The 20,106-nt window shown below is 61.1% G+C and carries 20 protein-coding genes and 1 pseudogene; 9 read left to right on the forward strand and 12 right to left on the reverse strand.

Annotated elements, in window-relative coordinates; translation table 11 throughout:
- Positions 1-103: 103 nt before the first annotated feature.
- The 7 genes from ACYZTW_RS12285 to ACYZTW_RS12315 form a co-directional block, all read right to left on the reverse strand.
- Positions 104-466: a Na+/H+ antiporter subunit G gene (locus ACYZTW_RS12285; protein WP_462005073.1), complete on the reverse strand. Its 363-nt coding sequence runs from the start codon at positions 464-466 to the stop codon at positions 104-106.
- On the reverse strand, positions 463-741 hold the full coding sequence (locus tag ACYZTW_RS12290) for a K+/H+ antiporter subunit F (RefSeq protein WP_008151692.1): 279 nt from the start codon (positions 739-741) through the stop codon (positions 463-465). Before ACYZTW_RS12290 ends, ACYZTW_RS12285 begins: the two co-directional genes overlap by 4 nt.
- Entirely contained in the window at positions 738-1,226 is a 489-nt protein-coding gene (locus ACYZTW_RS12295) for a Na+/H+ antiporter subunit E (protein ID WP_462005074.1), read from the reverse strand. The genes ACYZTW_RS12290 and ACYZTW_RS12295 overlap by 4 nt, the downstream gene beginning before the upstream one ends.
- Positions 1,223-2,908: a monovalent cation/H+ antiporter subunit D gene (locus tag ACYZTW_RS12300; protein WP_462005075.1), complete on the reverse strand. Its 1,686-nt coding sequence runs from the start codon at positions 2,906-2,908 to the stop codon at positions 1,223-1,225. Before ACYZTW_RS12300 ends, ACYZTW_RS12295 begins: the two co-directional genes overlap by 4 nt.
- Positions 2,905-3,249, reverse strand: coding sequence for a Na+/H+ antiporter subunit C (locus ACYZTW_RS12305; RefSeq protein ID WP_007986256.1), 345 nt, complete (start codon positions 3,247-3,249; stop codon positions 2,905-2,907). The genes ACYZTW_RS12300 and ACYZTW_RS12305 overlap by 4 nt, the downstream gene beginning before the upstream one ends.
- A complete protein-coding gene (locus ACYZTW_RS12310) occupies positions 3,249-6,167 on the reverse strand; it encodes a monovalent cation/H+ antiporter subunit A (RefSeq protein ID WP_462005076.1) in 2,919 nt (972 codons plus the stop codon). The genes ACYZTW_RS12305 and ACYZTW_RS12310 overlap by 1 nt, the downstream gene beginning before the upstream one ends.
- Before the next feature lie 272 nt (positions 6,168-6,439).
- Positions 6,440-7,444: a DMT family transporter gene (locus ACYZTW_RS12315; protein WP_462005746.1), complete on the reverse strand. Its 1,005-nt coding sequence runs from the start codon at positions 7,442-7,444 to the stop codon at positions 6,440-6,442.
- 15 nt (positions 7,445-7,459) lie between these two features.
- On the opposite strand from ACYZTW_RS12315, the gene ACYZTW_RS12320 reads away from it, so the two are divergent.
- The 8 genes and pseudogenes from ACYZTW_RS12320 (at position 7,460) to ACYZTW_RS12355 (ending at position 14,753) form a co-directional block, all read left to right on the forward strand.
- Positions 7,460-8,023 carry a helix-turn-helix domain-containing protein gene (locus ACYZTW_RS12320; RefSeq protein WP_462005077.1) on the forward strand — a complete coding sequence of 188 codons (564 nt, stop codon included), beginning with the start codon at positions 7,460-7,462 and terminating at the stop codon, positions 8,021-8,023.
- Positions 8,024-8,178: 155 nt separating this feature from the next.
- Positions 8,179-8,508, forward strand: a complete 330-nt coding sequence (locus ACYZTW_RS12325; protein ID WP_462005078.1) for a hypothetical protein — start codon at positions 8,179-8,181, stop codon at positions 8,506-8,508.
- Positions 8,509-8,721: 213 nt separating this feature from the next.
- Complete coding sequence (locus ACYZTW_RS12330; RefSeq protein WP_462005079.1) at positions 8,722-9,924, forward strand: SfnB family sulfur acquisition oxidoreductase; 1,203 nt, start codon at positions 8,722-8,724, stop codon at positions 9,922-9,924.
- Positions 9,925-9,934: 10 nt separating this feature from the next.
- On the forward strand, positions 9,935-10,372 hold the full coding sequence (locus tag ACYZTW_RS12335) for an acyl-CoA dehydrogenase (protein ID WP_462005080.1): 438 nt from the start codon (positions 9,935-9,937) through the stop codon (positions 10,370-10,372).
- Positions 10,372-11,775 carry an LLM class flavin-dependent oxidoreductase gene (locus ACYZTW_RS12340; protein WP_462005081.1) on the forward strand — a complete coding sequence of 468 codons (1,404 nt, stop codon included), beginning with the start codon at positions 10,372-10,374 and terminating at the stop codon, positions 11,773-11,775. Before ACYZTW_RS12335 ends, ACYZTW_RS12340 begins: the two co-directional genes overlap by 1 nt.
- A gap of 286 nt (positions 11,776-12,061) precedes the next feature.
- Complete coding sequence (locus tag ACYZTW_RS12345; protein WP_462005082.1) at positions 12,062-12,967, forward strand: AMP-binding protein; 906 nt, start codon at positions 12,062-12,064, stop codon at positions 12,965-12,967.
- Positions 12,964-13,299, forward strand: a pseudogene (locus ACYZTW_RS12350) (ATP-binding cassette domain-containing protein). Before ACYZTW_RS12345 ends, ACYZTW_RS12350 begins: the two are co-directional and overlap by 4 nt.
- 14 nt (positions 13,300-13,313) lie before the next feature.
- Positions 13,314-14,753: an FAD/NAD(P)-binding protein gene (locus ACYZTW_RS12355; protein ID WP_462005083.1), complete on the forward strand. Its 1,440-nt coding sequence runs from the start codon at positions 13,314-13,316 to the stop codon at positions 14,751-14,753.
- Between the two features lie 230 nt (positions 14,754-14,983).
- On the opposite strand, the gene ACYZTW_RS12360 is transcribed toward ACYZTW_RS12355, so the two are convergent.
- The 3 genes from ACYZTW_RS12360 to ACYZTW_RS12370 form a co-directional block, all read right to left on the reverse strand.
- On the reverse strand, positions 14,984-15,208 hold the full coding sequence (locus ACYZTW_RS12360; RefSeq protein WP_462005084.1) for a hypothetical protein: 225 nt from the start codon (positions 15,206-15,208) through the stop codon (positions 14,984-14,986).
- A 107-nt stretch (positions 15,209-15,315) separates the two neighbouring features.
- A complete protein-coding gene (locus ACYZTW_RS12365; protein WP_462005085.1) occupies positions 15,316-16,047 on the reverse strand; it encodes a substrate-binding periplasmic protein in 732 nt (243 codons plus the stop codon).
- A 207-nt stretch (positions 16,048-16,254) separates the two neighbouring features.
- Entirely contained in the window at positions 16,255-16,557 is a 303-nt protein-coding gene (locus ACYZTW_RS12370) for a phage infection protein (protein WP_462005086.1), read from the reverse strand.
- A gap of 215 nt (positions 16,558-16,772) precedes the next feature.
- On the opposite strand from ACYZTW_RS12370, the gene ACYZTW_RS12375 reads away from it, so the two are divergent.
- Complete coding sequence (locus ACYZTW_RS12375; RefSeq protein WP_462005087.1) at positions 16,773-17,810, forward strand: alpha/beta fold hydrolase; 1,038 nt, start codon at positions 16,773-16,775, stop codon at positions 17,808-17,810.
- A gap of 52 nt (positions 17,811-17,862) precedes the next feature.
- Here ACYZTW_RS12375 and ACYZTW_RS12380 read toward each other — a convergent pair whose 3' ends face one another.
- Together ACYZTW_RS12380 and ACYZTW_RS12385 are read right to left on the reverse strand one after the other, a co-directional pair.
- Entirely contained in the window at positions 17,863-18,894 is a 1,032-nt protein-coding gene (locus tag ACYZTW_RS12380) for an alpha/beta fold hydrolase (protein WP_462005088.1), read from the reverse strand.
- A 373-nt stretch (positions 18,895-19,267) separates the two neighbouring features.
- On the reverse strand, positions 19,268-20,008 hold the full coding sequence (locus ACYZTW_RS12385) for a response regulator (protein WP_462005089.1): 741 nt from the start codon (positions 20,006-20,008) through the stop codon (positions 19,268-19,270).
- Positions 20,009-20,106 lie beyond the last annotated feature (98 nt).

Here is a 20,106-nt window from a genome sequence, read left to right on the forward strand (position 1 = left end):
CATTGGATTTTCAGTGAACACAGATTTTGTGTCTGACAGAGATCAACTGTGGGAGCGAGCCTGCTCGCGAAGAGTCCCTTACAATCAATACAAGTCTCTGAACTTAACGCCCGCTCTCAGTGCGCCGACTGCTCACCTCAGCCGGCACATCATCCCCCGCCATGCGCTTGCGAAACAGCGCCGCCCGCGCCAGCAGCAACGTGGTCACCGGCACCGTAATCGACAACAAGATCGGAATCAGCCAGGCATGCAACACCGGCCCGGACTTGAGCGCCGAAAAGTAAATGATCGAGGCCAGCGCCACGCACCAGGCGCCTAATGTCGACGCCAGCGCCGGCGGGTGCATGCGTTGGAAGTAATCTTTCATCCGCAGCAGCCCGACAGCGCCGACCAGCGCAAACAAACTGCTGAGCACCAGCAGGACCGCCACCGGAATCTCAACCCACAAAGACAGTTCCGCGCTCATTCGATCACCTCGCCACGCAGCAGGAATTTCGCCAGGGCAAACGAGCCGACGAAGCCGAACAGCGCAATCAGCAACGCCGCCTCGAAGTAAGTGTCACTGGCATAACGGATGCCCAGCGCCAGCATCATCAGCATCGCGATGATGTACAGGTAATCCAGCGCCAGAACCCGGTCCTGGGCCGACGGCCCCTTGAATAGCCGGATCAGGGTCAGAATCATTGCCAGGGAAAAGATGAACAGGCTCAGCAGGATTGCGTTCGACAGCAAGGCGCTCATTCGAAGATCTCCATCAAGGGGCGCTCGTAGGTCGCCTTGAAGTGCTGGATGAACAGCGCTTCGTCATCCAGATCGAAGACGTGCATTAACAGAATGCTGCGGTCCAGCGCCAGTTCCGACCACACCGTGCCGGGAATCACCGTGCAGATCATCGACAACGCGGCCAGGCCGTTGGCGTCACGCAGTTCCAACGGCACCTTGATGAAGCGCGAACGCGGTGGACGTCGACCGGCGATGAGCACGCCCCAGGCCACGGCGAGGTTGGACACCACCACATCGCGACCGACAAGAAAGAACAAACGCACAATCACGCCCGGTCGACGAATGCGGATCGGCAGCGGTCGCAGCTTGCGCATCATCAACGGTGCGCAGAACCCCAGCACCGCGCCCAGCAGCAGATTGCCGGGGCTCATCGACAGGTTCAGCACCAGCCACAGCAACCACAGCGCCAGCGACAACCACGGAGCAGGAAACAGACGCTTCATGGTGTGACCTCCGCTACCGCGGCTTTGGCTTCCGGACTCGGAATCGTGCGGGTGCCGAGCACCGCCATCACATATTGCTGCGGGTTGTTCAAGGCTTGGGCGGCCGCCTGGGTGTAACGCAGCAGCGGTTCGGCCTTGAAGGTCAGCGCAATGCTCAAGCCCAGCAGCGCAATGATCGGCACGCATTCGAAACGTCGCAGTAACGGTGACGGCCGCTCCTCGGGTGTCCAGAAGCGCTGGATGCCCAAACGCGAGAAGGCAATCAACGACGCCAGACCGGAGAGAATCAGCAACGCCAGCAAGCCCCATGCGGCGTTTGAGACCGGCTCATCGCTGCCATTGCCCAGGCCCAGCGGATTGAGCAGGGCGCTGAGCAAGCCGAGTTTGCCAATGAATCCCGAGAGCGGCGGCATGCCGATGATCAGCAGCGAGCAGGCAATAAAGCTCAACCCGAGGAACGCCTTGGTCCAGGGAATCACCTGGCCGACCACGGCTTTCTGCTCGTCATCGAGGTTGATGCCTTTGGGCGGCTGCAAGGACTCCATCGGTCGCGGAAGCAGATCGCCGTCATCGAACAACGGCATTTCATTGGCCGAACGCGAACGCTCGATCAACTCGGCCAACAGGAACAGCGCGCTCAACGCCAGGGTCGAGCTGACCAGATAGAACAGTGCCGCGCCGATCAGGTTCGGCTGGGCGAAACCGATGGCCGACAGCAGAATTCCGGCCGACACCAAAATACTCAGGCTGGCCAGACGCTCCAGTCGTTGCGCGGCCAGGATCGCCACCGCCGCGCAGACGATGGTCGCCATGCCGCCGTAGATCAGCCAGTCGCCGCCAAAGTACGCCGAGGCACCGGCCTGGCCGGAGAACAGCAGGGTCCACAAGCGCAGTAAGGTATAAACGCCGACCTTGGTCATGATCGCGAACATCGCCGCCACCGGCGCGCTCGCCGCGCAATAGGCCGGCACCAGCCAGAAGTTCAGCGGCCACATCCCGGCCTTGGCCAGGAACGCCACGGCCAGAATCCCCGCGCCGGCATGCAGCAGGCCGCGATCGGCTTCCGGCACCAACGGAATTTTCAACGCCAGGTCGGCCATGTTCAGGGTGCCGGTGACGCCGTAGATCAGCGCCGCGCCGATCAAAAACAGTGACGAAGCCAGCAGGTTGATCGAGATGTAATGCAGCCCCGACGACACCCGTGCCCGGCCCGAACCGTGGAGCATCAGGCCGTAAGAGGCCGCCAGCAGCACTTCAAAAAATACAAAGAGGTTGAACAGGTCCGCGGTCAGGAACGCGCCGTAAAGCCCCATCATCTGGATCTGGAACAGCGCGTGGAAACTCGAACCGGCGCCGTCCCAACGGGCCATGGCGAACAGCAGGGCGCTGACGCCGATGATCCCGGTCAGCACCAGCATCAGTGCCGACAGACGATCGACCACCAGCACGAGACCGAACGGCACCTGCCAGTTGCCCGGCAGGTACACGCCGATGGAGCCGGGGACGCCCGTCTCCTGAGTCCATTGCAGTAACAGCACGGCAATGCCCAACCCCACCAGGCTGGAAAACAGGTTGATCTTGGCCTTCAGCGGACGGTGTTTTTCCCCCAGCATTAGCATCACGGCGGCGGTCAGCAGCGGCAGCAGAATCGGTGCAGCGATCAGGTGCGGCATCAGATTCATTCTTTAGGCTCCCGGCCATCCACATGGTCGGTACCGGTCAGGCCCCGGGAGGCCAGCAACACCACCAGAAACAGTGCGGTCATGGCGAAGCTGATCACGATCGCGGTCAGCACCAGCGCTTGCGGCAGTGGGTCGGTGTAGTGCAGCAGATCTTGCGGCACGCCGTCCTTGATGATCGGCTCCTTGCCGATGAACAAGCTGCCCATGCTGAAGATGAACAGATTGACGCCGTAGGACAGCAGGCACAGGCCCATCACCACCTGAAACGTCCGTGGCCGCAGGATCAGCCAGACGCCGGACGCGGCCAGCACGCCGATGGCGATTGCGATGACTTCTTCCATCAGACGGCTCCTTGCGTGGCGACGGATCTGGGCAGGGCAGCGGTCTTGTGACCCCGTACCGATTGGTGAGCGAGCGCGGTGAGGATCAACAGGGTCGAACCGACCACCACGGCGTACACGCCAATGTCGAAAAACAGCGCACTGGCGATGTGAATGTCACCGAACACCGGCAGTTCGAAATGCCAGGTGTGGGTGGTCAGGAACGGATAACCGACCGCCATTGCCCCAAGCCCGGTGACCGTGGCGAACAGCAACCCGGTGCCCATCCAGCGCAGCGGTCGCAGGCTCATTTGCGCTTCGACCCACTGCGTGCCGGCGACCATGTATTGCAGGATGAACGCTACGGACATCACCAGACCTGCGACAAAACCGCCGCCCGGCTGATTGTGGCCGCGCATGAACAGGTAGACCGACACGACAAATGCAATCGGCAGCAACAGACGAACCAGCACCGCCGGCACCATCATGAAGCCGAGCGCGGTATCGCTGGCGTGACGCGGATTGACCAGATCGGTGACCACGTCCGGTGCCAGCAGACGTTGCTGGGCCGGCAACTGCAGGCTTTCTTTTGGCGGGCGGAAGCGACGCAGCAGGGCGAATACCGTCAGGGCCACGGCCACCAGCACGGTGATTTCACCAAGGGTGTCGAAGCCGCGGAAGTCCACCAGCATCACGTTGACCACGTTGCTGCCGCCGCCTTCGGGCAGGGCGCGGCTGAGGTAGAACGAAGAAATGTCGTTCGGGGTCTGGCGCGTCAGCATCGCGTAAGCCAGCAACGCCATGCCGCCGCCCACCACGGTCGACAGCAGCAAGTCGCGGATACGGCGGATGCGTGCCTTACGCAGGCTGCTTGGCAGCGGCGAGACCTCTTCAATCCGTCGAGGCAACCAGCGCAGGCCCAGCAGGATCAGCACCGTGGTCACCACTTCGACCGCCAGTTGCGTCAAGGCCAGGTCCGGCGCCGAGAACCAGACGAAGGTCACGCACGTCATCAGGCCACAGACGCTGACCATGGTCAGGGCCGCGAGCCGGTGATACTTGGCCTGCCATGCCGCGCCGAGGGCGCAGGCAATCGCCAGCAGCCAGAGGATCACGAACACGATCGAACCCGCAATCTTCGGCCGGTCGCCCCAGCTCAGGCTGCTGTGGAGCATAGGGATCAACCCGGCCAACACGGCCGCGAGCACCACCAGGAACAATTGGGTTTGCAGGCGCTTGGTGCTGATCCGCCGCTCGAGACGACGGGCCAGGCGCATCATGATCACCAGGCTGCGTTCGAACAGGCGCTTGCCGTTGAACTGGCCAATCATCGGCGGGTACTTGAACCGCCCCCGCTTGAGCTGATTGCGCAACAGCAGATAAAGCACGATGCCGCAGGACATGGCGATCAGGCTCATGATCATCGGCGCGTTCCAGCCGTGCCAGATCGCCAGGCTGTATTCCGGCAACGTGCCGCCCACCACCGGCAGGGCAGCCGCGGCCAGCAACGGGCCGACCACCTGCGCCGGGAAAATTCCCACGACCAGGCAGGTGAACACCAGCAACTCCACCGGTGCGCGCATCCAGCGCGGCGGTTCGTGTGGGGTGTGCGGCAGGTCGGTGGCGGTCGGGCCGAAGAACACGTCGACGGTAAAGCGCAGCGAATAGGCGACGCTGAAGGTCCCTGCGATGGTCGCGACGATGGGCAGCGTCATCTCGATCCAGGCCGTGGCATTGATGAACACGGTTTCGGCGAAGAACATCTCTTTCGAGAGGAAGCCGTTGAGCAGCGGCACACCGGCCATGGACGCGCTGGCGACCATGGCCAGGGTGGCCGTGAACGGGATCAGCTTGATCAGGCCGCTGAGCTTGCGGATGTCTCGGGTGCCGCTTTCGTGGTCAATGATCCCGGCGGCCATGAACAGCGAAGCCTTGAACGTGGCGTGGTTGAGAATGTGGAACACCGCGGCCACGGCGGCCAGCGGACTGTTCAGGCCCAGCAGCAGGGTGATCAGACCCAGGTGGCTGATGGTCGAGTAGGCCAGCAACCCTTTGAGGTCGTTCTGGAACATCGCGCAGTACGCGCCGAGCAACAGGGTGCAGGCACCGGCGCCGCTGACGATGTAGAACCATTCTTCACTGCCGGACAGCGACGGCCACAGCCGTGCGAGCAGAAAGACCCCGGCCTTGACCATGGTCGCCGAGTGCAGATAGGCCGAAACCGGTGTCGGCGCCGCCATGGCGTGGGGCAGCCAGAAGTGGAAGGGGAATTGTGCACTTTTGCTCAGGGCGCCGATCAGGATCAGGGGGAGCAGAATAGGGTAGAGGGCGTGCGCGCGAATCAGGTCGCCGGCGGCCAGGACCTTGTCCAGGTCATAGCTGCCAACCACATGGCCGAGCAGCATGACCCCCGCCAGCAAACACAAACCGCCTGCGCCGGTGACCATCAGCGCCATATAAGCACCGCGACGCGCATCCGCGCGGTGGTGCCAGTAACCGATCAGCAGGAACGAAAAGAGGCTGGTCAGTTCCCAGAAAAACACGATCTGGATCAGGTTGCCGGAGATCACCAGCCCGAGCATGGCGCCCATGAACGCCAGAAAAAACGCGAAGAACCGCGGCACCGGATCGTCCGGCGACATGTAGTAGCGGGCGTACAACGAAACCAGCGTGCCGATGCCCAGCACCAGCATCGAGAACAGCCAGGCGAAACCGTCCATGCGCAACACGAAGTTCAAGCCCAGGCTGGGCAACCAGAAAAATTCTTCGCGGATCACGCCGCCATGGGCGATTTGCGGGTACAAGAGGGCGACCTGGATGGTGCTAATCAAGGCAACCAGGCCAGCCAACAAAGATTCGGTGTTACGCGCGTTGTGCGGCAGCAAGGCTGCCAGACAGCTGCCGATAAAAGGCAGAAGCAGTAGAACTATCAGGGACATAGGCTTCTAATCTGCGGAAGTTTGTGAAGCATCATACGTGCCAGTTCCCGGATCACCAAACGCCAAGCTGTCGCAGAATCCTACAAGGTAGACGGAAAAAACCTGATTCACATTGTTTCCAGGGACCGGTTTCAACCGTTCCGGCCCCTTCGCGAGCAGGCTCGCTCCCACAGGGTCCAGCTGTGTTCACACCATTGCGGTACAACACAGAATCAATGTGGGAGCGAGCCTGCTCGCGAAGGCTATCTATCAGGCGCCACAGATAGTGCGGCTTAACCCTGCGTTTCCTGCTCCAACTCTTCTTCAGCTGCGGCAGCCTTACCCTTGGTCTTCAACTCACTGACAATCACCGCCGCCACAATCAACCCCGCCCCAACCAGCGCAATCGCCGGCAACCGCTCACCCGCGATCCGCCCGACAATCCCGGCCCACACCGGCTCGCCCGCATAAATCAACGTCGCCCGCGTTGGCGAAACACTCTTCTGCGCCCAGTTCATCGCCACTTGAATCGCCGCACTGGCCGCGCCCAAGCCCAACGCGCTGCATAACAGCAGCCAGGAGAAGTCCGGAATCCTTTCCTGAGTCGGCACCACCATCAAAAACGCCAGCACCGAGGTGACCGCCAATTGCACCACCGTCACCCGTCGCACATCGACCTGGCCGGCATAGGTGCTGATCAGAATGATCTCCGCCGCAATCGCCACGGCGCTGATCAGCGTCGCGATTTCACCCGGGCTGAAATTGAACGATGCGCCGGCCGGTCCCGACAGCAACATCAACCCGGTAAACGCCAGCATGATCCCGATGCTCGGCATCAGCCCCGGACGCCGCCCCAGCACCAGCCATTGCAGCAACGGCACGAAGGGCACGTACAACGCAGTAATAAACGCCGACTGACTGCTGGGAATGCTCTGCAACCCGACGGTCTGCAAACCATAGCCGAGCATGATCGCCACGCCGATAAAGGCCCCGGCCTTCAATTCGAACAACGTCAGGTCCCGCAGGTGTCGCCAGGAAAACAGCGCAACAATGATCGCCGCCGCGGCAAAGCGCAGGCCGACGAAAAACATCGGCCCGCTGACGGTCATTGCATGCTGCACCAGCAAGAAGGTGCCGCCCCAGACCACGGTGATCAGCACCAGCACGCACTCGGCCTTGCTGAACCGCGAGAAACAGGGGGAAGTGTGAGAGGTATTCACCGACGTCATGACCTTGCGCGCTACCTGAGGGGGACGCACAATGCGCCGAATGTTGCGCAGTATACTGCCCAACCCCATCAAGTGAGCAATATAGTGCACAAAGATTCCACGCAGCGGGCTTCGGTCCTTCAGCACGTCAGCCAGAACGTTCGACGTTTGCGCCATGCGGCCGACATGAGCCAGATCGCGCTGGCCGAAAAGTCCGGGGTCAGCCGCCGGATGCTGGTGGCCATCGAGGCCGGCGAAAAGAACGTCAGCCTGACTACCCTCGACCGCGTGGCCGAAGCGCTGGACGTGGCGCTCAGCGATCTGATCCAGGCCCCGGACGCCCGTGACCCGAGCCGCATCAACGAAGTGGCCTGGGCCGGAAAGATTCCCGGCAGTAAAGCCGTCTTGCTGTCTAAAGCTACCGCCACTCGAGAAGTAGAACAGTGGGAATGGTGCCTGCAACCGGGTGAGGTTTATCCGTCGCTACCGGATGCCGATGGCTGGAGCGAGCAGATTTTTGTCTTTGAAGGCTGCCTGACCCTGATGCTGGGCGACACGCCGCAGCACATTGCTGCCGGTGAGTTCTACATGTTCCCCAGCAACCAGCCGCATTCTTATCGCAATGATGGGACGGTGGCGGCGCGGTTTGTGCGCAACGTGGTGATTTGACTGCGGACTACCGCTCATCGGAAACGATTAGCTACCTGTTATTTCTGACAGTAGACGGGCAGAGCGATTGCCCTTCAAATGGAGTTCAGCGCTGCTACCAGTTCTTGTCTGATGGGCAGAAGAACTTTTCGAACGTCAACTGAAGGAACTTAAAAATGGCTTTAATACCGCTTACGATCCAAGAAGCAGAAGGAAAAGAAATTAAACTGACGAATGTTCCGCCTCTAGGCGCTACCGCACTCATTCCCGTTCATTCTGACCCGCATCTTAATGACCAAGTCAGAGTGCTCATTGAGGATGAGGCGGTTGTACCCCGCGTACCCGTTGGGGAACCGCAAAATGGTTTTTATAAAGTCCTGGTGTCAAGGGAAAAATTACTGGATCACACAGGAGCCAATAAGGCGTTTAAATACATCATTTACGTGGGAGGTCTTAATCCTCTTCCGTCTGAAACAAACGAATATGACATTTTGCATTCTGTCTGAGTGACTCAAGTGCAATTGTTTGACTTCTCTAACGGGGTTGAACAATTGCTGTCACAAGTGTTTCTCGAGCAACAGTGAACCTACAGTTTGTTTCGCTTGCTCTTACAGTTCGATGTAATTTTTTGTGGTGGCGCGTTGATAAATAAGTAAAAAATTAATTGGCACGACTTCTGTATTGGCTATTGGGTGTTCACCCGACGCCGGAGTCTCGCCATGACATTTTCTGACCAACCCCCTCGCACCGCCCACGTCATCCACTCTGACGCTGAAGCCATCGCCGTCGCGCACAGGCTCGCCGCACGCTTCGCCGTCGAGGCCAGCGTCCGCGACCGTGACCGACGCCTGCCGGTCGCCGAGCTCGACGAGTTTTCTGCCAGCGGTCTCTGGGGCATCACCGTTCCCAAGGAATACGGCGGCGCCGGCGTCTCCTACGTGACCATCGCCGAAGTGATCAAGATCATTTCCGCTGCCGACTCGTCCCTCGGCCAGATCCCGCAAAACCACCTCGGCGTGCTCGACATCCTGCTGCAAACCGCCACCGAGGAGCAGAAGCGTTACTACTTCGGTAAAGTCCTGCAGGGCTACCGTTTCGGCAACGCCTTCTCTGAATCCAAAAGCAAAAACGCCGGGGCCTTCGAAACCCGAATCCGTTTCGATAAAGACACCGCGCAAATCGATGGCGAAAAGTTCTACTGTACCGGCGCCCTGTTCGCGCACATCGTGCCGGCCGTGGCGGTCGATGAAGAGAACAAGGCTTTCATTGCTTTCATCGAACGCGACAATCCCGGCTTGACCGTTATCGACAGTTGGGACGGTTTTGGCCAGCGCACCACGGCCAGCGGCGGTGTCACCCTGAACGCGGTGAAAGTCCCACTCTACGCCGTGATCCCGGCTCACAAGGCCTTCGACGAACCCACCGCCGACGGTCCGATCTCGCAAATCATTCAGGCGGCTGTGGACACCGGCATCGCCGTCGGTGCCCTGGAAGAAACCAAACGCTACGCCCGCGAAGCCCGGCCATGGATCGACAGTGGGCAGGATCACGGCTGGCAGGACCCGTTCAGCATCGCTGCGATTGGCGACCTGGAATGGCGAGTCCACGGCACCGAAGCGATCCTCAAAAAGGCTGGCCGCGCAATCGACCATGCACTGCTCAACCCCAATGAAGACACGGTGGCCCGTGCTTCGGTAGTGGTCGCCCAGGCCAAAGTGCTGTCCGCCGAGATCGCCTTGCTTGCCAGCAGCAAACTCTTCGAACTGGCCGGTACTCGCTCGGTGCTCGGCAAATACAACCTCGACCGCCACTGGCGCAACGCCCGGACGCACACCCTGCACGATCCGGCTCGCTGGAAATACCACCTGATCGGTAACTACCTGCTCAACGGCGTGAAGCCTGCGCGCCACGCCTGGAACTGAGGAGCCCACCATGAACGCTTTGACCCAACCGATTGTTGCCGGGCAGCCCCTGGCCAAAAGTCAGCACGACCTGCACAACGCTCGCAGCTTGTTCGATGCGACGTTGCGTTTCGTCCGCCAGCAGACCCCATCCTTGGATGATCCTTTCGTCATCAGCCGCTTCGGTGATTTGCACATCCGCATCGAAGTCGCCGCCGCGCTGCTCGAACGCGCCGAAGATTTTCTGAACAGCGTGGATGACGACACGGAAATCAGCGTCGCCATCGCCGAGTCGCACCTGGCCAGTGCGGACGCTTTAAATGCCGTCAGCAACGCCGAATTCGAACTCACCGGCCAACGCACCGTGTTGCCCGGATTGCTGGATGATCCGCTGCGCTGGAAACTCCATCTCATCGGTAACTTTCGCCTCAACGGCATCCATCCTCCAAGCGTTCGGAGTGCTATTTGATGGCCCGTGAAATTCGTCTCAACGCCTTCGACATGAACTGCGTCGGTCACCAGTCGCCGGGTCTGTGGGCGCATCCGCGGGATCGCTCGTGGCAATACAAGGATCTGGAGTACTGGACCGATCTGGCGAAAATTCTCGAGCGCGGCAAGTTCGACGGCTTGTTCATTGCCGATGTGCTGGGCATCTACGACGTCTACAACGGCAATGGTGACGCGGCGATCCGTCAGGCGGCGCAGGTGCCGGTCAACGACCCGCTGCAATTGATTCCGCCCATGGCGCTGGTCACCGAGCATCTGGGGTTCGGCCTGACCGCCTCGCTGTCCTTCGAACACCCGTATCCGTTCGCCCGACGCCTGTCGACGCTCGACCACCTGACCAAGGGCCGCGCCGGCTGGAACATCGTCACCTCTTACCTGGAAAGCGGTGCGAAGAACCTCGGCCAGAAAAACCAGACCGAACACGACGCCCGTTACGACTTCGCCGAAGAGTACCTGGAGGTTTGCTACAAACTGTGGGAAGGCAGTTGGGAAGAGGGCGCGATTCTGCGGGATCGTGAGCGGCGGACCTTCAGCGACCCGAGCAAAGTCCACGAGATCCGGCACGTCGGTAAACACTTCCAGGTGCCGGGGATTCACCTCTGCGAGCCGTCGCCGCAACGCACGCCCGTGTTGTATCAGGCCGGTGCATCGAGTCGCGGCAAGCAATTCGCGGCCGAGCATGCCGAGTGTGTGTTCGTCGCTGCGCCGTCGAAAGTGCTGCTGAAGAAAACCGTTGCCGACATCCGCCGCCGCGCTGCCGAGGCCGGGCGTGATCCGTCGAAGATTCTGATCTTCAACCTGCAAACCGTGATTCTCGGCGAGACCGACGCCAAGGCCAAAGCCAAGTTTGAGGAATACAAAACCTGGGTCAGTTACGAAGGCGCCATGGCCTTGATCTCTGGCTGGACCGGGATCGATTTCAGCCAGTTCAAACCGGATGAACCGCTCAAGCACGTGCACACCAACGCGATTCAATCGGCGGTGGAAGCGTTCTCCACGGCGGACCCGAACAAGGTCTGGACGCCCAACGAACTGGCTGACTGGGTGGGCATCGGCGGGTTTGGTCCGTTGTTTGTCGGCAGCCCCGAGACCGTCGCCGATTTGCTTCAGGAGTGGGTCGAGGAGACCGATGTGGACGGTTTCAACCTGGCCTATGCACTGACCCACGAAACCTTCATCGACGCCGTGGAGTTGCTGGTGCCGGAGTTGCAGAAGCGCGGGGTATACAAGACCGAATACGCGCCGGGGACCTTGCGCGAGAAGTTATTTGGGGACGGGCCGCGATTGCCGGAGATTCATCCGGGAGCGGGTTATCGAATCCTGGCGGCGTTGCGGCAGCAAGAAAAGAAAGTCGCGACTGCGTAGAACACTCGAAAACCACACAAATCCCCTGTGGGAGTGCCTGATCCACCGCTTTCGCGAGCAGGCTCGCTCCCACAGGGGGGCGGCGGCGCACACAAATAGTGGGCCCGACGCTGATCCAATGTGGGAGCGAGCCTGCTCGCGAAGAGGCCGGCACATTCAACATAGATGTTGCCTGATCCACCGCTTTCGCGAGCAGGCTCGCTCCCACGCTGGATCAGCGTCGTTCCATAGATCTCAGCCCGGCGGACCACCGCGCGCTTTTGCCCATGAACAGGAGGTCAATCCCATGAGCGTGCATGAACTCAAACGTCCGACAATCGCGGATATTGCTGAGTGGAGGGTCGATCTGCCCAAGGCTCTGGAGCAATTGCGCCACTGGGCTCAGGTCAGCCCCTTGCAACCGGCCTTGCGGCACAAGCGCCATGGTCAGTGGTTCGTCTGGCGCTGGATCGATGCCTTGCGCGATGTCGAGCGTTTGGCCGACGGGTTGCGTCAGCAAGGATTCACCGAAGCATCGCGTCTGGCGCTGAGCGGCGCCTTTGAACCGAATCTGTTGCTGCTGGCCCTGGCGGCGCAGCACATCGGCGGTCAATTGCTGACGCTACCGGACAACCTCGATGCAGAAGCTCTGCACAAAGTCCTATGGCGCAGTCGTCCTACTCACGCGTTCGTCCAGGCACGTCAGACGCAACAACTCTGGCTCAGCCAATGCCAATCGCTGCTGAATTTCCCCGAACTGCTCGGCCCGGTAGAACCTCCGCAACGCCTCAACCGTTGGTGGCAAGGCCCGCAACTGTGGAGCGAAGAGGGCACCCAATGGCAGGCCGGCCTCAGCGTTTTGCTCGAACAATGGCTGACCAGCGGCGACTCCCTGGCCTTCCCGGAAAGCCCCGGCAGCGCCAGCCGCGACCGTTGTGAAGTGGCACCTTCCGGCCTGCTGCTGTCGGCCGAGCGCCTGCATCTATTGGCCGCAGAAATCGAAAGCCGTCTCGCCCCGCTTGGCACCTGGCGCCGCCGCCTCTGCGACTGGGCCATCGCCCACCCGGAAAAAGGCCTGCAACGGCTGATCAAAAACCGCGTTCGCCGACTGCTGGGTTTCCACAACCTGCATTTCATCTGGCAAGCCACGCGCACCCCAGAGGCTCAACCTGCGCCTGCCTGGCTCACCGAATTCAAACGGGACATCGCATGAGCTCGACCGATTCCATCCTGCACGTCAGCGGTATTTCCCTGTCCTTCAACGGCCAGCAGAGGGTCGCCATCGGCCGGGCCTTGATGACGCGTCCTACTTTGGTACTGCTTGATGAACCTTCCATGGGTTTGGCGCCTATTATCGTCCAGGAGATTTTCGAGATCGTCGCCCAGCGAGGAGCAGGTGAGCTTCCTGGTTGCCGAGCAAAACATTAATGTGGCGCTCAAGTACGCATCGACGGCCTACGTCCTCGACACCGGCCGAGTGGTGCTGTCCGGGAGGCGCTGTTGGCGCGGGGCGATCTGCATGACTTCTATTTAGGCAAACACTGAGCAGTGAGAACGCCATGACTGAAACCCAACGCGGACAGGCCACCGACGCCATCCGCCACGCAGACATCCTGATCGTCGGCGGCGGCCTCAGCGGTGCAATGCTGGCGGCGCAGTTGCTGCGCCTGCCGGGCAAACGCCAGGTGTTGGTGATCGAACCCCGCGCCGAACTGGGACGGGGCGAGGCGTACAGCGCGGTCGAGTTGGGCCATACGCTCAACGGCAATGCGGCGCGGATGAGCGTCGACCCGGACAACGCCGACGACCTGACCCAATGGCTGACCGAGTACATCGCGGCCGGCGGCTGGCCGGAGTCTGACGAGCAACATGTGCCGGTCAGCGAATTGTTCCCGCCGCGGGGGATTTTCGGCCTGTACGTGCAGCAGCGCCTGGCGGAAGCGCAAGCGGTGGGGGCGTTGAACGGGTCAACGGTCGAGCATGTGCGGGCTGAGGTGGTTGACCTGCAAACCCAGGACGATTCTGTGTTGCTGACGTTGAGTGACGGGCAACACGTGCAGGGCGCTTATGCGGTGTTGGCCACGGGGATGTTCCCCGCTGCGCGTACCCCACAGACCGAGTCCAGCGGCTTGAACGCCGCTGCACTTGATCCGTGGGATGTCGCCGCCATGCAACAACTCGATCCGCAGTCGACCGTGCTGATCATCGGTTCGGGCCTGACCATGGTCGATGCCGTGGTGTCGCTGGAACAGGCCGGGCATCGCGGGCCGATCGAAGTGTTTTCCCGGCATGGCTTGCTGCCTCACGTGCGTCGGCAACCTCCGGTCTGGGTGGATTTTCTCGCCGAGGATCAGAGCATTCGCACACCGCGACAGCTGGTGCGCGAACTGCGTCGGCATTGCCGGGACGCCATCGCCCAAGGCATCGACTGGCAGGCGCCGCTCGACACCGTACGGGCGCACATTGGCCGTTTGTGGAATCAGGCGACGGACGTGCAGCGTCGCCAGTTTGTGCGGCATGTGCGGCCGTGGTGGGAAAGCCATCACCACCGCTCGCCGCCGTTGAGTGCCGAACTGGTGGCGCGGTTGCACAAGGACGGGCGGTTGCGGATTCAGGCGGCGTCGTTCAAAGGGTTGGAGCCCTCAGCGGACGGAGCAGTGAGCATCCGCATTCGGCGTCGTGGTGAAGCAGAAACTACCATTGTCAGCGGCGCGGCGTTGATCAATTCCAGCGGCATCGAATACGACTGGCGACGGGTCGCCCGACCGCTGCCACAGCAACTGCTGGCGCGCGGACTTGTCCGGCCGGGGCCGTTGGCGCTGGGGATTGCGGCGGCAGTCGATGGCGCGGTGTTGGGCGCCGATGAACACGTCGCCAGCCGTCTGTTCGCCATGGGCCCACCGTTGCGCGGCATGTGGTGGGAAAGCACCGCAGTGACCGACGTCGCGAGCCAGGCCAAGGCCCTCGCCGTTCGCCTGACAACAACGCCATCCCTGTAGCAGCTGCCGATGTGGTGAGGGGATTTATCCCCGTTCGGCGGCGAAGCCGTCGTAATCCATTGGACGCGGTGTGGCTGGAAAAACAGGGGCCGCTTCGCAGCCCAACGGGGATAAATCCCCTCACCACATCGGCAGCCGCTACGGATATCGGTGATCAGCTAATATGAAGAAACCCCGGGGAGATCGGATCTCCCCGGGGTTTCTTGTTTCAAGCGGCGCAAAGCCGTTGATCAATAACGCTGATACTTCGACCCGAACTCAGGGCGGTTTTCAGCGACATAGAGTGTGCTCGCCTGACTGTCTTTGTGATCAACGCCGACGGTGTTCACGTTCAGTGTGGCCGGTTGGCTGACTTTAGCCGTTGCAACGACTTGCGAGGTGGTGTGTGGGGCGGCGATGGCGGAGGTAGCGCCAAGCACCGACAGGGCAAAACCCAGACCGATGATACTTTTCATGATGATGCTCCAGAGCGTGGGGAGAAGATGGGGCCAATGTAGTGCTGGAGCGCCGCGATGAAAAAACACCCTGACGCATAGTTGTTATCGAGCGCGTTAATCCACCGTCAGCGGGGAGTGTTGTCGCTGAGCCAGCGCTGCTTGAGTTGTTCCAGACGCCCATCGCGGTTCATCTCGTCCAGCGCCTGTTGCCAACGCGCCACCTGCCGCGCATCGGTCTGCGGGGAAAACGCGATGTAGGTGCCTTGCTTCATCAGCGGCATCTGATAGTGCAACTGGCTGGGCGCCAAGCCTTCTTCACGGGCCAGGGTGGCGATGGAGAGGGTGTCGGCCACCACAAATTCGATGCGGCCCAGACGTGCCAGACGCATCATTTGTTCGGGTGTTTCCACACCGTACAGATTGTTCAGACCCTGCTTGCGCAGGTAGTCGTAAGCCAGCCATGTTCGCGGGACGGCAATACGGCCCTGGGTGCTGGCGTCCTGTAAACTGCGCACCGGTTGCTGGGTGTTAGCGGAATAAAGCGCCGTTTCCACGTCCATCAGCGGACCGACCCACTGGTACAGGCCATCGCGCTCGGCGGTGCGCAACACCGTAAACACCCCGGTGGCAGGTTCGGTGGTGGCAACGCGCAGGGCGCGCAGCAAAGGGACTTGCTGCAAGTGCACCTGGTCGCCGGTGCGTTCGGCCAGTGCCTGCACCACGTCCACGCCAAACCCCACCAGTTGGTTACCTTGCTGAAAATGCAGGGGCGGATGGTTGTCGGTGAGCATATTCAGATCAGCCGCGACCGCCGTAAAGGTCAGAAAAGACAACAGGCAACCGGCAATGCGCTTCATGAATCGTCCTTGATGAAGTGAAGTGCAAATCTTAGTACGGGCGTGCTGCAACTGTCCCGAGGAATTGTCGGACTATTGCGTCAGACTTCAGGACGGATGGTCGTCATGCATGGGTGGATGCAGATGGGTTTTGTCTGACGGAACACAGTGAAAATGTGGGAGCAAGCTCGCTCCCACAGTTGATCTTTGTTGTGCTGAAGACCGCAATCAATACCGCTGATATTTCGAACCGAACTCGGCACGGTTTTCCGCGACGACCACACCGCCGCGTACTGCGTTGCCCGGGCTGATCAGCGCGAAACGTTCGCGCAGTTCTTGCAGACGGTCGGCACCGCCTTCGGCCACGCGATTCTGTTGCAGCCGATCCGAACCACCTTCTACCAGCAGTTGCTGGCTTTGGCTGTGGGACACAGCGCTCACAGTGTTGGCCGAGGCCAGGTTCGACAGGCCGAGGCCGCCTGCCAGGGCCAGACCGAGTGCCAGGGACGAGACTTTCGAGAAGTTGAACATGGGTGATTCTCCGTGCGCTTGAGTTTGAGTGGGTCAGTAGCGGCTGCTATCTGGTGTTCACAGTTAAACGCCGGGGTGTATCGGTGATGTGTGCTCGAACGCGCCGAAATCGGCTTCTGCGTATCTGGCGGGAGCTCTTATACAGACGGATACAAAACCCTTCGAAAAATACCCACTATGATTTCCGGACCTATCCCGTTGTCATCGGAGTTCCCATGGCAGAGTCTATTGATGTGGATCGCAGGATGTTCCTCGGCAGGGCGGCCGTCGGGGTCGCCGTTGCCAGCGTCGTCGCAGCGCAGTTGAACTACATGGGCGTTGTCTGCGCCGCCGATGCCAAACCCCCAAGCCTTGGGCCGATCAAGCAGATCGACGCCGGTGAACTGAATGTCGGCTACTACGAGGCGGGACCCAAGGATGGACCGGCGGTGCTGCTTCTGCACGGCTATCCCTATGACATTCACAGCTACATAGACGTCGCACCGCTGCTGGCGGCCAAGGGTTGCCGAGTGATCGTGCCGCACTTGCGCGGGCACGGCTCGACCCGTTTTCTTGACGCGGCCACACCGCGTTCCGGTCAGCAGTCAGCGGTGGCCAGCGACATGCTCGCCCTGATGGATGCGCTGAAGATCGATAAGGCGGTGGTGGCCGGCTACGACTGGGGCGCCCGGACCGGTTGCATCATGGCGGCGCTGTGGCCGGAACGGTTGACGGGCCTGCTGACGGTCAACGGTTACCTGATCCAGGACCTGGTGCGCAACGCGACGGTGCCGCTGCCGGCCAAGACCGAGCAGAGCTGGTGGTATCAGTACTACTTCGCCACCGAACGCGGCCGGGCCGGGCTGACCGCCAATCGCGCGGACATCGCGCGAATCCTCTGGACCACCAATTCACCGAGCTGGCACTACGACGAAGCGACCTTCGCCCGCACGGCGGCGTCGTTCGAGAATCCAGATTACGTCGATATTGTGATTCACAACTACCGCTGGCGCCTGAGCCTGGCGCCGGGTTTTCCGAAGTTCGAGGACTTTGAGAAACGCCTTGCGCCGCAGCCGATGATTGGCGTGCGGACGGTGAATCTGGAAGGCGGCGCCGACGGTGTCGTACCGGCCACCGACGGCACGATGGCCGCAACGAAATTCAGCGGTTCCTACACGCACCGGGTGATCGACGGCGCCGGACACAATCTGCCCCAGGAAGCGCCGCAAGCTTTTGCCGATGCGGTCATGGAATTGGTGGCCGCCGGGCAATGAATCAGCCCTGAGTCAGCGCTGGAATCTGATCCTCGGATAGGCAAACCAACGCTTAAAGCGCCGCAACATCGATCACCGCATCAGCAAAGGCTTGCGGCGCTTCCTGTGGCAGGTTGTGCCCCGCGTTCGGCACCTGACGGTGAATCCGTTTGCCGGTGAAGCGCTTGGCCGTCGAAGAACCATCGCCCGCCGGGTAGTTGCCGTCGGTGAGGCCATCGAGGGTGATCGCCGGCATCGTGATCGGTGGCAGGGCGGCCAGGCGTTTCTCGATCTCGACGTAGGCCGGATAACCGTCGGCCAGGCCGAGGCGATGGCGGTAGGAGTGAATCACCACATCAACATAGTCCGGGTTATCGAAAGAGGCGGCGGTGCGCGCCAGCGTGGCGTCGTCGAAGTGCCAGCCCGGCGAGTTGCGGGTCCAGATGACGTTGGCGATGCCGGTGCGGTCGGCGGTCAGACCAAGGCGGCCGCGTTCGGTCTGGAAGTAATACTGATACCAAAGACCCGATTCGATCTTCGCCGGGATCGGTGCCGTGGCATGGGCGATGTCCTGCACCAGATAGCTGTTGACGCACACCAGCCCGGTGCAGCGTTCAGGCCAAAGGGCGGCGGCCACGCAGGCGGCACGGCCGCCCCAGTCGAAACCGGCGAATACGGCGGTCTTGATCTTCAAGGCGTCCATCAAGGCAATCACATCGGCGCCGATTGCACCTTGCTGGCCTGAGCGTAGGGTGGCCGGGTCGATGAAGCGAGTAGTGCCGTGACCGCGCAGGTGCGGGACGATCACTCGAAAACCGCGAGCGACGAGGATCGGCGCGACTTCTTCAAAACTGTGGATGCTGTAGGGGTAACCGTGCAGCAACAGCACCACCGGGCCGGTTTTCGGGCCCGCCTCGTAGTAGCCGATGTCGAGGACGCCGGCGCGGATCTGTTTGATCGGTGCCAGCACAGTTGTGGGTTTAGCCGGCGTTGTCGCCGCTTGGGCCGTACCGATGTTCAACAAACTGCTCGCGGCAAGGCTCGCCGCACCGATGCCGGCGATTTGCAGGAGCTGCCGGCGTTTGCTGTTGATGGTGTCTGACATGGGAAATTCTCAACCGTGGTGGGCAATGCTCACAGTTGATCGCAACGACGTATCTGGCCTGTTTCGAAACATCGGTCGAGTTAAAGCCCATGTATCACAAGGCCCTGCTGACACACTGCGATACACAACTCTGTAGCAGCTGCCGAGCCTGCGAGGCTGCGTTCGGCTGCGTAGCAGTCGTAAAACCTGCTGTCGCGTTGTATCAGGCAAACCGCATTTACCGGACTTACGACTGCTACGCAGCCGAACGCAGCCTCGCAGGCTCGGCAGCTGCTACAAGATATGTGGGTCCAGGGTTAATTCGGCGCACAAATCGCAGCCGTCGCGGTTGCGCGAGTTTTCCACGCGATAAACGGCCAACGCAGGGCGAATTTCAGGATTCTGCGCCGATCAATTCCACCGGGTAGGAGAACACGTAGCCTTCGCTGCGCACGGTTTTGATGTAGGTCGATTCCCGCGAGTCATCCATCAATCGCTGGCGCAGACGGCTGACCAGCAAGTCGATGGAACGGTCGAACAGGTCGGCGTCGCGGCCCTGGGTCAGGTTGAGCAACTGGTCACGGCTGAGTACCCGCTGCGGGTGATCGAGGAATACCCGCAGCAGTCGGTATTCGGCGCCACTGAGGGCCACCATCGTGCCGTCTTCGTCGAGCAAGTGCCGGGCGGTGGTGTCCAGGCGCCAGCGGCCAAAACCCAAGAGCCGGCCGGTTTCGGTGATCAACAGGTTCGGCGGCAGCATCCGGGTGCGGCGCAGCACGGCATTGATCCGCGCCAGCAGTTCGCGGGCGGCGAAGGGTTTGGTCAGGTAGTCGTCGGCACCCATTTCCAGGCCGAGGATGCGATCGGTTTCATCGTTGCGTGCGGTGAGCATCAGGATCGGTGTGGCTTTGTGTTTGCCCGAGCGCAATTCGCGGCACAGCAGCAGGCCGTCATCGCCGGGCATCATGATGTCGAGCACGATCAGATCCACGGTGTTGGCTTCGAGAAAGCTGCGCATTTGCCGGCCGTCGGCAACCACTGTGGTGCGCAGGCCGTTCTTCTTTAGGTAATTGCCGACCAGTTCGCGGATCTCGCGATCGTCGTCGACGATCAGGATGTGGTTCACATGTTCCATCGCTCAACCCTCTTGTTATTCGCACGTCGCGCATTCCAGGGAGCCGCGCCGCACCTGTATGCCGGCCTTTGTATCGCACTGTATCCAGTGCCCTCTGT

The organism is Pseudomonas sp. LB3P25 (assembly GCF_054897985.1).